Annotated in this window: 9 protein-coding genes; 2 read left to right on the forward strand and 7 right to left on the reverse strand. The window is 58.4% G+C overall.

Translation table 11 applies throughout. From position 1 onward, the window contains the following. The first annotated feature begins 2 nt into the window (after positions 1 to 2). The gene (locus AC1DRN_RS04515; protein ID WP_223462533.1) at positions 3 to 2,594 is read left to right on the forward strand and encodes a hypothetical protein; all 2,592 of its coding nucleotides are present in this window, start codon (positions 3 to 5) and stop codon (positions 2,592 to 2,594) included. A gap of 209 nt (positions 2,595 to 2,803) precedes the next feature. Beyond that, complete coding sequence (locus AC1DRN_RS04520; RefSeq protein WP_223462532.1) at positions 2,804 to 7,474, forward strand: NEL-type E3 ubiquitin ligase domain-containing protein; 4,671 nt, start codon at positions 2,804 to 2,806, stop codon at positions 7,472 to 7,474. 50 nt (positions 7,475 to 7,524) lie between these two features. Here AC1DRN_RS04520 and dnaB read toward each other — a convergent pair whose 3' ends face one another. The 7 genes from dnaB to rnr form a co-directional block, all read right to left on the reverse strand. Next, positions 7,525 to 8,919 carry a replicative DNA helicase gene (gene dnaB / locus AC1DRN_RS04525; RefSeq protein WP_223462531.1) on the reverse strand — a complete coding sequence of 465 codons (1,395 nt, stop codon included), beginning with the start codon at positions 8,917 to 8,919 and terminating at the stop codon, positions 7,525 to 7,527. Positions 8,920 to 9,053: 134 nt separating this feature from the next. Further along, positions 9,054 to 9,500: a 50S ribosomal protein L9 gene (rplI, locus tag AC1DRN_RS04530; protein WP_034149636.1), complete on the reverse strand. Its 447-nt coding sequence runs from the start codon at positions 9,498 to 9,500 to the stop codon at positions 9,054 to 9,056. Positions 9,501 to 9,519: 19 nt separating this feature from the next. Continuing rightward, on the reverse strand, positions 9,520 to 10,413 hold the full coding sequence (locus AC1DRN_RS04535) for a YybS family protein (RefSeq protein ID WP_223462530.1): 894 nt from the start codon (positions 10,411 to 10,413) through the stop codon (positions 9,520 to 9,522). 36 nt (positions 10,414 to 10,449) lie between these two features. Further along, the gene (gene rpsR / locus AC1DRN_RS04540) at positions 10,450 to 10,680 is read right to left on the reverse strand and encodes a 30S ribosomal protein S18 (protein WP_002551829.1); all 231 of its coding nucleotides are present in this window, start codon (positions 10,678 to 10,680) and stop codon (positions 10,450 to 10,452) included. Positions 10,681 to 10,708: 28 nt separating this feature from the next. Next, a complete protein-coding gene (rpsF, locus tag AC1DRN_RS04545; protein ID WP_477786640.1) occupies positions 10,709 to 11,131 on the reverse strand; it encodes a 30S ribosomal protein S6 in 423 nt (140 codons plus the stop codon). 315 nt (positions 11,132 to 11,446) lie between these two features. Beyond that, on the reverse strand, positions 11,447 to 12,214 hold the full coding sequence (gene rlmB, locus AC1DRN_RS04550; RefSeq protein WP_223462529.1) for a 23S rRNA (guanosine(2251)-2'-O)-methyltransferase RlmB: 768 nt from the start codon (positions 12,212 to 12,214) through the stop codon (positions 11,447 to 11,449). After that, entirely contained in the window at positions 12,211 to 14,847 is a 2,637-nt protein-coding gene (gene rnr, locus AC1DRN_RS04555; RefSeq protein WP_223462528.1) for a ribonuclease R, read from the reverse strand. The genes rlmB and rnr overlap by 4 nt, the downstream gene beginning before the upstream one ends. Positions 14,848 to 15,000: the final 153 nt, after the last annotated feature.

Genomic DNA, 15,000 nt, shown 5'->3' on the forward strand with positions numbered 1-15,000 from the left:
CCATGTCACCCAAACCGCCACCCAAAAGCATAGTCACCGTCGATGTCCACCCCCATCCCAAGCTGCCCTCGGACGGACACACCCCGTTGCCCGACACCCTGCCGCGTATCGATTTCGGCTTGCCAGTCACGATGAATCCACGAATCCCTCCCAAGGGGACCGGGACACCGGGAAATGTCGACCTCGATGCCATCACGCCAGCACCGCCCGTAACGGCCAGCGAGTTACCTTCCGCTCCAGTGCCTGCCCTCCCGTCGACACCGCGTCCGCTGGAGCATTATTGGCTCGCCTCGGCGGCTCAGCTTCCCGCACCCGACGCCCTGGGTTTCAGAACGTTCAAGGGACGCCAGTATGTCGATGTGCCGGGTGGTGGCATCGTACATATCACTGCGGATCCGGACACCGGCCTGTACCGGGCCAAACTGCCGAGCGAACTGCAAGCGTCAGGCCCGGTGCTCGTGCGCGATCCCGAGAGCACGCTCTGGTATTCGCTGGATGACGTTGAGCCAACGACCTACCCGTTGACCAATACCCGCCTGGAAGCCTTTCGCACGAGTCTGGACTTCACCGGCGTCGAACCGGGCAGCGACGGGCTCTATCGGCACAATGGCAAACTCTACGCGGTCATCCAGAACCGCGCCTACCAGGTCCTGCATGACCTTGAGGCCTCCTCGCCGCAGGCTCCGGTGATGCGCATCATCCGGGCAGAGGATCCCATCGCCCTGGACGACCACAACCTGTATGTCGCGACGCGCCCCGGGAGGTCAGAGCCGATTGTTTTCGACAGGCAGAACGGCTGGGTGGGAATCGCTGTCTTTGGCGCGGGCGGAATGCGGGCGGGAAGAGAAAATACCGTGCAAAACAAGTTTGCCGCGGGAATAGCGCAATTGTATACAGAGGCCGCCATACTTGAGACGGCCAGACAGAAGAGACTTCAACTGACGTCTAGCTGGGATAGAACTGTCGGCACGGAAGGTGAAAGAACGGCTCTGATACTTTTGGAAGTGCAAATTCGCCGAGAACTCGCTTTATTGGAAAATATGGTCACCAAGTACGTCGACGAACACGATTGGCTGATTCTTGTTAAAGCAAACGGCGTCTATAGAAACGAACTGCATGAACTTCGGGAGCTTAACCTTGCAGCTTACGACCGGCTCATTGCTGCCATGGATGTGCGCAGATCCCTGGAAATTCGGCCAGCCAATGACCCGACTACCTATCGGGCCACCGCCGACTACCTGATGAATAAACGCAACCTCCTGGAAAAGAGCGAGAAAATTGCGCATGAGATTCAGAAAAAGTCGCGCTCCTCGGAGCTCGAGTTGACTGCCCTGGGTTATGACGCGAAGGAGATTCACGAAGTAACCGCCAGCTGGGTCGAAGCCCGAAGCCGATTGCTGACGGACGACCCAAATAACAGTGACTTCGAAGCGGTGCAATTGGCGCACTCTTTTATCGAGGTCGCGACCGCATTCCGCGGGATCGAGAGCATTCCCGCTGATGCTCGCATTGCGGCGCTGACCGGTCTGCTCGACCAAAGCGCGGCAACCAGGGATTCGTATGAGCATCTCGACCTGCCGCCAGACTCCCCACAAGCCAACTCTCGGCGAGAAATTACAGAAGCCATCCAGGCCTTCGAAAATGCCGTCGAACATCAAATAGCGCGCGAACACCGAGACCGGAAAAATACCTCGGCGCGATCGGCACAGGATGAGTCGATTGATTTCGACTTCATCCCGCCACAAAACAGGACCGGGCCCGCTCCCAAGCCCAGACGAATGTTTCGCGCCAAACACCACGGTGTCTACAAGATCAGTGTCGGTCAACCGCGTCGCACCGTGACGGGCGAAGAGCTGATCGACGTGATCGATCCCAACAACTCGGCGCAGGTTTTGCGAACCTACGAAAAGCGGGAGGGAGAATGGCATCGAATACGCTCCGAACAAACCAGAGCGCTGCCCGAGCTGATGGCACGAGCCACCCGGCGGCTGGACCGGTTCGAGGTGCACCTGAGCAAAGCCAGGCGGGATGAACGGGCCAAACGCAACGCCACCAATATCGTCGAATTTCTCGGCGGCAAGGCCGAAACGCTCGACGATCTGGCCCGACAGCTCGAACACGCTCCAAATCCGACCGGGGAGACTATCGACGGCCTCGTCCAGCGCCTGAGGCACGACAGTCAGCGTCTACGCGCGGAAGGCGAGGACATCCGCATCCGGCTCTACAAGGACAAAACCTTTCTGAGTGCGGACCGACTGGCGTACTTGATCAGCGCGGGGCACATCAGCGCGGTGAAAACCCATAACCGAGTGGCGCGTGGCAAAGGTAAGGAAAAACACTTTCTCGACATTTACTCACTCAATGACAGCCACACCGGAGAGCCGTTGTGGCATGCCCATTTCCACTACGAAAAGAACGACAGCCTTGCGTTGAACTTCATGGACAAGGGCGGTCATCTCAAAACCCTCGAGCAGAGCGGAACAGGTATTTCAGCCCAGCGCCGGGACGAACAGGCCGGTCGAGAGCACATCGCCATCTGGCGCCATACGATTGATGGCCGGACGGCGCAGCGGATTTTTGACCTGACCGCGTAAGGCCATTGCAATTGGCCGGCGGTGCGCGCCGGCCGATCGCTGTTGAATATATATGTACCGCTCTTCGCCGTGATTTTCCTGCTAAAAAAATCGCGAACCAATAGAGGCTCCACGAAACCGTCAATCAAAAAACCGGCAATGACGCCGAATGCCCCTTCAGCATCCCATTTATGGAGGCCGATGCGGCAATCACTCAAGGATGAAAACCCATGTCACCCAAACCGCCACCCAAAGGCACAGTCACCGTCGATGTCCACCCCCATCCCAAGCTGCCCTCGGACGGACACACCCCGTTGCCCGACACCCTGCCGCGTATCGATTTCGGCTTGCCAGTCACGACGAATCCACGAATCCCTCCCAAGGGGACCGGGACACCGGGAAATGTCGACCTCGATGCCATCACGCCAGCACCGCCCGTAACGGCCAGCGAGTTACCTTCCGCTCCAGTGCCTGCCCTCCCGTCGACACCGCGTCCGCTGGAGCATTATTGGCTCGCCTCGGCGGCTCAGCTTCCCGCACCCGACGCCCTGGGTTTCAGGACGTTCAAGGGACGCCAGTATGTCGATGTGCCGCGCGGCGGCATCGTGCATATCACTGCGGATCCGGACACCGGCCTGTACCGGGCCAAGCTGCCGAGCGAACTGCAAGCATCAGGCCCGGTGCTCGTGCGCGATCCCGAGAGCACGCTCTGGTATTCGCTGGATGACGTTGAGCCAACGACCTACCCGCTGACCAATACCCGCCTGGAAGCCTTTCGCACAAGCCTGGACTTCACCGGCTCCGAACCGGGCAGCGACGGGCTCTATCGACACGATGGCAAACTCTACGTGGTCATTGAAGACCGCGCCTATCAAGTCCTGCATGATCTTGAGGCTTCCTCGCCGCAGGCTGCGGTGATGCGCGTCGTCCGCACAGAGGATCCCGTCGCCCTGGACAACCGCAACCTGTATGTCGCGACACGCCCGGGAAGGTCGGAGCCCGTGGTTTACGATGTACTGGACGGCTGGGTGGGAACCAAGGTGCCCGGCGCGGGCGGGATGATGCGTAGCGAACCTGATCGCCCTGCTCGTCAAGGCCTGAAAGACAGACTGTTATCGGCTTTCGACCGACTGCGCAGCCCGGAATCTCGTGCCGCAGACTTGTACCCATCCCTCGACACGGAGCAGATCAAAGCACTTGTCCGATCGCTGGGAGACGACGTCGATGGCGGTTTGGCCCGCCGCAAAACCGAGTACAAAACGCTCAAGGACCAACTGAAATCCTGGATCACACAGTCGTCCGCCTCATCGACGCCAGAACCAACAAAACGCTGGGCGGAACAAGTCGCCCAAGAGATAAAGCGCTGCTGGCGTCAGCAGACCGGGACAACGCTCAAGCTGCAGCCTGGGAATGGAACCCTTCCAGCGTTGAACGCTGATTTCAGCCATGTCCGGACGCTGGATCTGAAAGACATCACCTGGTCGGACACGGTCGACACATTCCTCACTGGCTTTTCCCGCCTTGAACATCTGACGGTGACCCGCTCCACCCTGGATAAACTGCCTGCCGCCGTGGCTGAAATGTCCGATCTGAGCACGTTGAATCTAAGTTCGAACCGTATTCAGCTCAATGAGCAAACAAGCGCAAAGCTGAGCGCGCTCAGCAAGCTGGAAAACATCGATCTGTCGAGCAATCCCCTTGGGACAATGCCTGATTTCAGCGCCATGTCCGAACTCAAGGCTCTTAACCTGAGCAACACGCAACTGGATCAGTGGCCCACGGGCCTGCAACATCAGGCCAAGCTGGAAATCGTCGACTTGCGCAACAACCAGCTGCGCGAAGTTCCTCAGGCAAACCTGAACCCGACGGCCGATCAACTCGAAACCATCGCCCGAATCAACGGAGTTACGCTACTTGAAGGCAATCGATTCCCTGTCGGTTACTGGAAATCCTTTGAACTGTATTGGCAACGCGTGGCGGCCGAATATCCCGACCTGAGCACCACCACCCGACCCGGTGCGTTCAGGATCGACGGCGATATCCCCGAGGTCGCGATAGTGCAGCGGATGTACCCTGATAAGAACGAAGGAGCTGCCAGGGAGTATCTGATCGGCCTGGGTGATGGCGCTGAAGCGCAGATCGCCCGACGCATTCAGGCATTCGATTTATTGGAAACACAGCTGGAGCGCTACATAGCCGACAGTCAACCCGGTTCATCCAGCACCGCCAACGCAGAAAAAATCCAGGTGAAACGTCTCGCCAGAATAATCAAGGGCTGCTGGCTTGAAGGTTCGGAGACAACATTAAGGCTGCCATCCGTAAACGGAGCACTTCCGGCTCTGACAGCGGATTTCAGTCACGTCAAAATGCTCAGTATGGATTCAGTCAACTGGTCGGACGCTTCCAATACCTTCCTGTCGAATTTTCCCAACCTGGAATCGTTGAGCATTGCCCACTCCCAGGTCGAGAGGCTTCCCCCCAGCATTGGCGAAATGAAAAAGCTGAGCTACCTGAGCCTGACCTCCAGCAACATGACACTGGATGCGCAAAGCGCTTCGACACTGAGCGCCCTGAGCCAACTCAAGGTAGTCGATCTTTCCAATAACCCGCTGCAGATAGCACCCGACTTTAGTGCCATGTCCGAGTTGAACTCCGTCAATCTGCAGAACACGCAGATTGGTCAATGGCCGACAGGATTACTGGACAAGACCGCGTTGACGGGCATCGATTTGAGCAACAATCGGTTACGTGAAGTGCCCCAGGCCAACCTCAACCCCGCTCCTGAACATCTGGAAACAGTCGCCCGGATCAATGCTGTCACGCGGCTCGAGGGCAACGAATTCCCTTCCCAGTATTGGAGAAAATTCGACGGCTACTGGCGACGGCTGAACGAGGCTCACCCGGAACTGATGGCCCCTGCCTATTCCAAAGCATTTGATAGCGAAAACTCTTGGGCACAGCGTTACCGCGAACTGTATCCGCAAAAAGGTATCAAGGAATGCAGGGAATACATATGGAGCCATGAGAAAGGAGTTTTCTCACGCAAATTGAACGGGTTGGAGCAAGAGTTCAGCGTATTGACAAGCCAGCTTGACGCCTGGGTGTACTCGGGTGGAGGCAATCGCCAAGGTTACATTCGTGCCAATCAGTTACAGATCAACGCCCAGACCCGCAGTCACCGAACCAAGGCCCGGGATCGAATCATCAGTTGCTGGCGACGGGAAGGCAATCAAAAACTCGCCGCCGACGGAACGCCGATCGGCTGGGAACTGAATCTCGGAAGACTGATATTGCCGACCCTGCCGGATCTGAGCGTCGACTTCAGCCACGTTGGATCACTCAGATTGAACAACATGAACCTGACGGCTTCCCCTGAAGGTTTCCTGACCCGCTTTCGTCACTTACGCTGGCTGGATATGTCGCACAACCGGCTCAGGGACTTACCCCCCGCAGTGGGAGAAATGCATGCAATGACGCGCCTGTTCCTGCAAAAAAACCAACTGCAACTGAACACCGAGACCGCGCGGATCCTTTTCAGCCGAACAACACTCAGATTGTTATGGCTGCATGACAACCCCCAATTAGGTGTACTCCCCGACTTCAGTCTGATATCGGATATACGCACGGCCAGCCTGGCGAATACAGGTATCAATGCCTGGCCGACCGGTCTGTTTGACCAACCCCGCCTGACCGATATCGATCTGAGCAACAATCAGATCACAACGATTCCCGACTTCGTCACCGCACCGACCGCGGATCGGCTGGCGCATTCGGTACAGGTCAATAGCGGCACGCTGATAACCAACAATCCGCTGTCTGATGCCACCCACGTGCAGTTGGCAACATACAGTGAGCGACTGACCGCTGCCGGAACACCGCTGATCCGCGAACCCAACCTGCTCACAACGTCTTCCGTCCATACGAGGCAGCCCGAGCCCGCGACGAGCGCGGTAGAGATGCACCCGGCGTGGATCACAGGATTGTCCGCCGACCAGGTCTCAGCCAGAAGGGAGCAATGGCGCATGTTGCGTGAGCAGCAGGGCTCGGACGGCTTCTTCAACATCATTCGCAGTCGCATCGGCCATCCTGATTTTCGGCGACAAGCCTGGGAAGTGATCGATGTCATTACCGAAAACAATCCACAGTCGCGAGCCTTGCGCAGGGAGCTGTTCGATCGCGCGTGCGAAGCGGGATGCACTGACCTTGCAGCTGCCACCTTCACCGATCTGCAAATCCTGGCAATCAGTCACAAGGCGCGTATCCAGGCCAAACTCGATTTGAACGGGACACCACTGGTGGATTTATCCAAAGGGCTGTTTCGGCTGAGACAGGTCGACGACATCGCGGCGGCTGACCTGGAGTCCAGCAGGGCAATGGCCAGCGATCCGACGACATCCGCAGAGCAGAGAAGATTCCATCTCAATCGAATACACGATCCCCATGAAATGACGATGGCCTATCGCTTTGGCCTCAAGGACCGGTTGCAATTGCCGTTTCAGCCGGAAACACTCAGCTACATCGGAATGGCCAACGTGCACCCGACAATGCTCGATGCGGCCTATCGAAAAGTCGTTGCGCTGGACGGTTCGCCCGAAGAGTTTCAGGCACTGGTGTCCATGGATTTCTGGCAGGACTTCATCACTCACAAATATCAGTCGCAATTCGACGCGAATCGTCAGCCGTTTCAGGATCGGCAGGCGATACTGGACAACCAGAAGTTCCAAGGGCAGCTGGCTGAGTCTGAATACAATGCCCAGTCCGATGATGTGCAGGCACAGCTTGCGATTACAGAAGCGACGTTGATCCAGGCCGTGACGCGGCAAGAACTTCAACTACCTTCGACTATCGATGGTCATCTCGCCAGCAACACGTCTGGAGATGAGCTCCCGCCCACGCAGTGAGAACGTCGTTCAAGTATCGATGCAGCTGGCCGAATCGTTTCGGCCGGCTGTCATTCGTCGTCGAAGTTGTAACTGCCTGGCGCGAGATTTTCGAATCGGGTGTATTTGCCGATGAACGCCAGCCGTGACGTGCCGATCGGACCGTTCCGCTGCTTGCCGATAATGATTTCGGCGATACCCTTGTGCTCGGTTTCCGGGTGATAAACCTCATCCCGGTACACGAACATGATGACGTCGGCGTCCTGCTCGATCGCTCCGGATTCGCGCAAGTCGGAGTTGATCGGGCGTTTGTTCGGTCGTTGCTCCAGGGAACGGTTGAGCTGGGACAGCGCCACTACCGGGCAGTTGAATTCCTTGGCCAGGGCTTTCAGGGAACGGGAGATTTCGGAAATCTCGTTGGTCCGGTTATCACCACCGGAACCCGGAATCTGCATCAATTGCAGGTAGTCGATCATGATCAGCGCCACGTCGCCGTGCTCACGCACCAGGCGCCGGGTCCGGGCACGCATTTCCGAGGGGCTGATACCGGCGGTATCGTCGATGAACAGCTTGCGATCGTTAAGCAGATTGACCGCTGAAGTCAGGCGCGGCCAGTCATCGTCGTCAAGGCGACCCGCACGGACCTTGGTCTGGTCGATGCGGCCAAGGGACGACAACATACGCATGATCAGCGATTCGCCTGGCATTTCCAGCGAGTAAACCAGCACGCACTTATCGCTGCGCAACACGGCGTTTTCCACCAGGTTCATCGCAAAGGTGGTTTTACCCATGGACGGACGACCCGCGACGATGATCAGGTCGGCCGGCTGCAGGCCGCTGGTTTTTTCGTCGAGGTCGGTATAGCCGGTGGACAGGCCGGTGATGGCGTTGTCGGTATTGAACAAGGTGTCGATACGGTCGATGGCCTTGGTCAGCAGGTCGTTGACGCTGACCGGACCACCCGTTTTCGGCCGGGCTTCAGCGATCTGGAAGATCTGCCGTTCAGCTTCATCGAGAATCTCTTCAGCAGTGCGCCCTTCCGGATTGAACGCACTGTCGGCGATTTCCGTAGCAATGCCGATCAACTGGCGCAAAGTCGCCCGCGCGCGAACGATCTGCGCATAGGCCTTGATGTTGGCGACGGACGGGGTGTTTTTCGCCAATTCGCCCAAGTAACCGAGACCGCCGACCTGTGAAGTCTGACCTTCCTTGTCCAGCTGTTCGGACAGGGTCACGACGTCAATCGGCATGTTCTGATCGGCCAGCTTGGCGATCGCACGGAAAATCAGACGGTGGTCATGTCGATAGAAATCGCCGTCGGAGACTTGATCGAGCACGCGTTCCCAGGCGTTGTTGTCCAGCATCAGACCACCGAGTACAGCCTGTTCGGCTTCGATGGAATGCGGCGGCACTTTTAGCGCGGCGGTTTGCAGATCGTATTGCTCAGGAGCGGAGATATCGTTCATGGCCACTTGGTTGTTTAGAAAAAGCAGGGGTTGAAAAACAGGAGCTACCAGAAAGACAAAGGGCACGACCTGTAAACAGGATCGTGCCCGATGTTACCGGCAAGCACCCGAGGGTGCCAGCCGACAAGTGCTGCTTAAGCTGCTACCACGACAACGCGTACGGTGGCTTCAACTTCGGCGTGCAGGTGCACGGCTACGTCGAATTCGCCTACGTTGCGGATGGTGCCGTTCGGCAGACGAACTTCGCTCTTCTGCACTTCAACGCCAGAGGCGGTCAGTGCGTCAGCGATGTCGTGAGTACCGATCGAACCGAACAGCTTGCCTTCGTCGCCAGCGGTGGCAGTGATGGTCACTTCCAGCTCGGCCAGTTGGGCAGCGCGGCTTTCAGCCGACGATTTACGATCTGCTGCAGCTTTTTCCAGCTCGGCACGACGCTCTTCGAACGCAGCCAGGTTGGCTGGGGTCGCAGCGGTAGCTTTGCCGTAAGGCAGCAGGTAGTTACGACCGTAACCAGCCTTAACGTTCACTTTGTCACCCAGGTTGCCCAGGTTGGTGACTTTTTCCAGAAGGATCAGTTGCATGTGAAAATCCTCTTAACTTTTAACCTTCACCGTTCGCGTTATCGGCATCTTTCGGTGCCGAACGACCGCGAAAATCAATCAGGCTGTCGACGATGGCCAGGACCACCAGCAACGGATAGATCAGTTGCATGAACAGCAACAGCGTCACGTACAACCCCACCAGCCAGAACCTGGCCAGTCGCTTCTGCGCCACCAGCCCGTGAATCAGGGCCAGCCCGGCGAACACCAGCGGTACGCTGCACAACGGCGTCAACATGGCCATCTGCGGACCGATGTTCGGCCCCAGAAGCATGCACGCCAGCAGCAACATCGCCGGCAACAGCGGGAAGCGGATGGCGCGAAACTCGCGACCAAAACCGCCCGGGTTGTACAACAACGCCTGCCAGTAGCGCCCGACAAGCAGGCTCAGCAAGCTGACGATTTGCAACAACGCCGCAATCAGGCCGGTCAGGACCGGTGCAATCAGGGACGCGAAACGCGCTTGTTCGTCTACCGACAACTTCTGGTAGACGTCACCGAGTAGCGACGGCATGACCTTGATCAAAGCCTGCGCCAGCATCTCGATCTGGGGAGCAAAAGCTGTCCCCAACACCACTGAAAACACCACTCCCATCGCTATGCTGACCAGCAGCACGCGGTTCCAGGACTCGCTTGCGCGCAAAACCAACGCAAGGCTCGCAGACCCCAGCAGCACCAGAAGTGCCCGTGGGTCATCGGAGTAAAGCCACCAGGCCAATGCCGGCAGCAGTCCCAGAGCAAGAACGCCCAAGGCGTCCCTCAATCCGCGCCGCAGGAGCACAAGGCATCCGGCGGCAGCACCCAACCAATACAACAACGGCATCGCCGCGCATCCAGCCACTACGAGAGTGGCCTGCATACGGCCGCGCATGATGAACTCAGCTATGGCCCGCATGCATTCAATCCTTTGCTACGTGTCGACTGCCCGGTCTCAGCGGCCGTGGCTGTCGGTGTAGGCCAGCAGGGCCAGGAAGCGGGCGCGCTTGATAGCGGTGGCCAGCTGACGCTGATAACGAGCTTTGGTACCGGTGATGCGGCTTGGAACAATTTTGCCGGTCTCGGATACGTAGGCTTTCAGAGTGTTGAGATCTTTGTAATCGATCTCTTTCACGTCTTCAGCGGTGAAGCGGCAGAATTTACGACGACGGAAGAAACGTGCCATTTGATAGGCTCCTTAAAAGGTCCGTGGATTACTCGTCAGCGTTATCGCTGTTGTCGCTGTCATCACTGTCAACGCTTTCAGCGCCTTCGTGCTCAGGACGGTCGCGACGCTCACGGCGCTCACTGCGGTTTTCTTCAGCCTTGAGCATCTCGGACTGGCCGGTAACGGCTTCGTCGCGACGGATGACCAGGTTACGGATCACTGCATCGTTGTAGCGGAAGTTGTCTTCCAGCTCGGCCAGGGCCTTGCCAGTGCACTCAACGTTCAGCATCACGTAGTGAGCCTYGTGAACATTGTTGATTGCGTAGGCCAGTTGACGACGGCCCCAATCTTCCAGACGGTGGATTTTGCCGCCGTCTTCTTCGATCAGCTTGGTGTAACGCTCAACCATGCCGCCGACTTGCTCGCTTTGATCCGGGTGGACCAAAAAGATGATTTCGTAATGACGCATGAATGCTCCTTACGGGTTGTAGCCTGCCGCTCAAAAGCGGTCAGACAAGGAGTGAATGACACTTATGGACTTGCGGACGCTAGACACGTTGGTGCCTGCCATCACAGCAAGGGGCGCAATTGTAGAGAAGGGGCGAGGGAGGCGCAAGGTAATTGGTGATTATTTGAACAGCTCGTTCACACCACAATTTTTGCCTCACTACAAACCCCTGTGGGAGCGAGCTTGCTCGCGATGAGGGCACCACATTCAACATTGATGCTGAATGTGACACCGCCATCGCGAGCAAGCTCGCTCCCACAGGAGATTTGCAGCAGGTCAGGACTTCTTGACGGCAGCCTTGGCTTTGACGGCGCGCTGGCGCTGCGCTTCGAACAGACAGACCCCCGTCGCCACGGAAACGTTGAGACTGCTGACACTACCGGCCATCGGCAGATTCACCAGGTAGTCGCAATGTTCGCGGGTCAGGCGACGCATGCCCTTGCCTTCGGCACCCATGATCAGGATGGTCGGGCCAGTGAGGTCTTGGTCATAAAGACTGACTTCGGCCTCCCCCGCCGTACCGACAACCCACAAGCCGCGCTGCTGGAGCTTTTCCAGGGTGCGCGCCAGGTTGGTCACGGCAACCAGCGGAATCACTTCCGCCGCGCCGCAGGCGATTTTTCGTACAACCGGAGTCAGGGTCGCTGACTTGTCCTTCGGCACGATCACTGCCAGCGCACCCGCCGCATCGGCCGAACGCAGGCAGGCGCCGAGGTTGTGCGGATCGGTCACGCCGTCGAGCACCAGCAACAACGGCGCGCCGTCGGTGCGATCGAGCAGCTCGTCGAGCATCGCCTCGCCCCAGACCTGGCTCGGACTCACGTCCGCGACCACACCCTGGTGTACACCTTCGACCCAGGCGTCCATTTCGCGGCGCTCGGCCTGGCCGACCTGGACCCGGTTTTCGTTCGCCAGCTCAATCAGCGTCTGGACCCGAGGGTCATTGCGACCTTCGGCCAGCCAGATCTGCTTCACGCGTTTCGGGTGGTGACGCAACAACGCTTCTACAGCATGTACGCCGTAGATCTTTTCCAACTGACTCATGGCTTGGCCTTAGGTTTACGCGCCCCGCCACTCTTGGCTGGAGCCGAGCCCGCTTTTGGCGGGCCTTTACGATGTTTGCTCGGTTTGGCTGGCTTGCCGCCGACAGCCTTGTCAGGCGCCGACCGACTGGTCTTTCCCCCAGACGCCGCTTTACCGCCGCTTTTCGCACCGGCCAGCAACGCCTGTTTCATTTCACGGCTTTTGCGCACTTCGGCGTTTTTCGCCGCCGCATCGCTCGGGCGATAGGCCTCGACCGCTTTTTCCTTGGCAGGACGACGACCGGTTTTCGCCGGGGCCGGTTCTGCGACTGTTTTAGTAGAAGGCGCCGCAGGTGCCGCCGTTTCGGTACCACGTTTTTTGCGACCGATCGGCGCACTGATGGTTTTCTCGGCCATCTCGAAGTCGATCTTGCGTTCGTCGAGGTCGACGCGCATGACCCGCACTTCCACGGTGTCACCCAGGCGGAAACTGCGACCGGTACGCTCACCGGCCAGGCGATGGTGCACAGGATCGAAGTGGTAGTAATCGCCCGGCAGCGCGGTGACGTGCACCAGGCCTTCGACGTAGATATCGGTCAACTCGACGAACAGACCAAAACCGGTCACTGCGGTGATCACACCCGGGAACGATTCGCCCACGCGGTCTTTCATGAACTCGCACTTGAGCCAGTTCACCACGTCGCGAGTCGCTTCATCGGCACGGCGCTCGCTCATCGAGCACTGCTCGCCGAGCTGCTCCAGGGCCGCCTCGTCATACGGATAGATGCGCGCCTTCGGAATGGTCATCGCACCAGCACGACGAACGTGCGGGGTGTTCTGCTTCGAATGGATCACGCTGCGAATCGCCCGGTGCGTGAGCAAGTCCGGGTAACGGCGGATCGGCGAGGTGAAGTGGGTATAGGCTTCGTAATTCAGGCCGAAGTGGCCCTGGTTATCGGCGCTGTACACCGCCTGGCTCAACGAGCGCAGCATGACGGTCTGGATCAGGTGGAAATCCGGACGATCCTTGATACCGGCCAGCAGTGCCTGGTAATCCTTCGGCGACGGACCATCCTTGCCTTTGTGCAGGGACAGGCCGAGCTCGCCAAGGAAGGCGCGCAGCTTTTCCAGTCGCTCCGGTGGCGGACCATCGTGAACGCGGTACAGCGCCGGGATTTCGTGCTTTTTCAGGAATTCCGCGGTAGCCACGTTGGCCGCCAGCATGCATTCCTCGATCAGCTTGTGAGCGTCATTGCGCACGGTCGGACGGATTTCGGCAATCTTGCGCTCGGTACCGAAGATGATCCGGGTTTCCTGGGTTTCGAAATCGATCGCGCCACGCACATGACGAGCCGCCAGCAACACCTTGTACAGCGAGTAGAGCTGCTTGAGGTGCGGCACCACGTCGGTGTATTCGCCGCGCAGCTTGCGAGCTTCGGTGGCTTTCGGCGTTTCCAGCATGGCGCTGACCTTGTTGTAGGTCAGGCGGGCATGGGAGTGGATCACCGCTTCGTAGAAGCAGTAGTCGGTCATTTCGCCGGATTTGGAGATGGTCATCTCGCAAACCATGGCCAGGCGATCGACTTGCGGGTTCAACGAGCACAAACCGTTGGACAGCTGCTCAGGCAGCATCGGGATCACGCGTTCAGGGAAGTACACCGAGTTGCCGCGAACCTGCGCTTCGGCATCCAGCGCCGAACCGAGCTTCACGTAGCTGGATACGTCGGCAATCGCCACGTACAGCTTCCAGCCGCCCGAGAACAGGCGCAGCTTGCCCGGACGGGCTTCACAGTAGACCGCATCGTCGAAGTCGCGGGCATCTTCGCCGTCGATGGTGACGAACGGCAGATGGCGCAGGTCGATGCGCTTCTCTTTGTCCTTTTCTTCGACTTCCGGCTTGAGCTTGCCGGCTTCCTTGAGCACAGCATCGGGCCAGACGTGAGGAATGTCGTAGGTACGCAGGGCGACATCGATCTCCATGCCCGGCGCCATGTAGTTGCCCACGACCTCAACCACGTCGCCTTGCGGCTGGAAGCGTGGCGTCGGCCAGTGAGTGATCTTCACTTCGACGAACTGACCGATCTGCGCGTTGGCGTTACGACCCGGCGTGACCAGCACTTCCTGCTGGATTTTCGGGTTGTCGGCAACCACGAAACCGATGCCACCCTCTTCAAAGTAGCGGCCGACGATGCTCTCGTGAGCCCGGGACACCACTTCAACGATCATGCCTTCACGGCGACCGCGACGATCCAGGCCGGAAACCCGCGCCAGGGCACGGTCACCGTCAAACACCAGGCGCATCTGCGCCGGGCTCATGAACAGGTCGTCACTGCCGTCGTCCGGCACCAGGAAGCCGAAGCCATCACGGTGACCGCTGATGCGACCCAGGATCAGGTCGAGCTTGTCCACCGGCGCATAAGTGCCGCGTCGGGTGTAGATGAGTTGAGCATCGCGCTCCATGGCGCGCAGGCGGCGGCGCAGGGCTTCGATCTGGTCTTCCGTGGTCAGACCAAACTCTTCGACCAGTTGCTCGCGGTTAGCAGGCGAACCTCTATCAGCAAGGTGCTGAAGGATCAGTTCACGGCTAGGAATAGGGTTTTCGTATTTTTCCGCTTCACGAGCGGCCTCGGGATCGAGGGACTGCCAATCGGCCATTAGAGAGTTTTCACCTTGTCTATATGCGGGTTAGTTTGGCATAGGCGTAATGAAACGGGAAATTTCAGGCTAAGACGACCCATCTAAAGCCCTGTATCGACATCGCAAAGCTGTTTTGAAGGCCGCTGGCGAAATTTTCCAGGTTTTTTTGAT

Source organism: Pseudomonas sp. P5_B3, from assembly GCF_056400405.1.

Coding starts and splice junctions, on each gene's coding strand:
- rnr (WP_223462528.1), bottom strand. CDS start 14,847: ATGGCCGATTGGCAGTCCCTCGATCCCGAGGCCGCTCGTGAAGCGGAA.
- AC1DRN_RS04515 (WP_223462533.1), top strand. CDS start 3: ATGTCACCCAAACCGCCACCCAAAAGCATAGTCACCGTCGATGTCCAC.
- rlmB (WP_223462529.1), bottom strand. CDS start 12,214: ATGAGTCAGTTGGAAAAGATCTACGGCGTACATGCTGTAGAAGCGTTG.
- rplI (WP_034149636.1), bottom strand. CDS start 9,500: ATGCAACTGATCCTTCTGGAAAAAGTCACCAACCTGGGCAACCTGGGT.
- AC1DRN_RS04535 (WP_223462530.1), bottom strand. CDS start 10,413: ATGCGGGCCATAGCTGAGTTCATCATGCGCGGCCGTATGCAGGCCACT.
- dnaB (WP_223462531.1), bottom strand. CDS start 8,919: ATGAACGATATCTCCGCTCCTGAGCAATACGATCTGCAAACCGCCGCG.
- AC1DRN_RS04520 (WP_223462532.1), top strand. CDS start 2,804: ATGTCACCCAAACCGCCACCCAAAGGCACAGTCACCGTCGATGTCCAC.
- rpsR (WP_002551829.1), bottom strand. CDS start 10,680: ATGGCACGTTTCTTCCGTCGTCGTAAATTCTGCCGCTTCACCGCTGAA.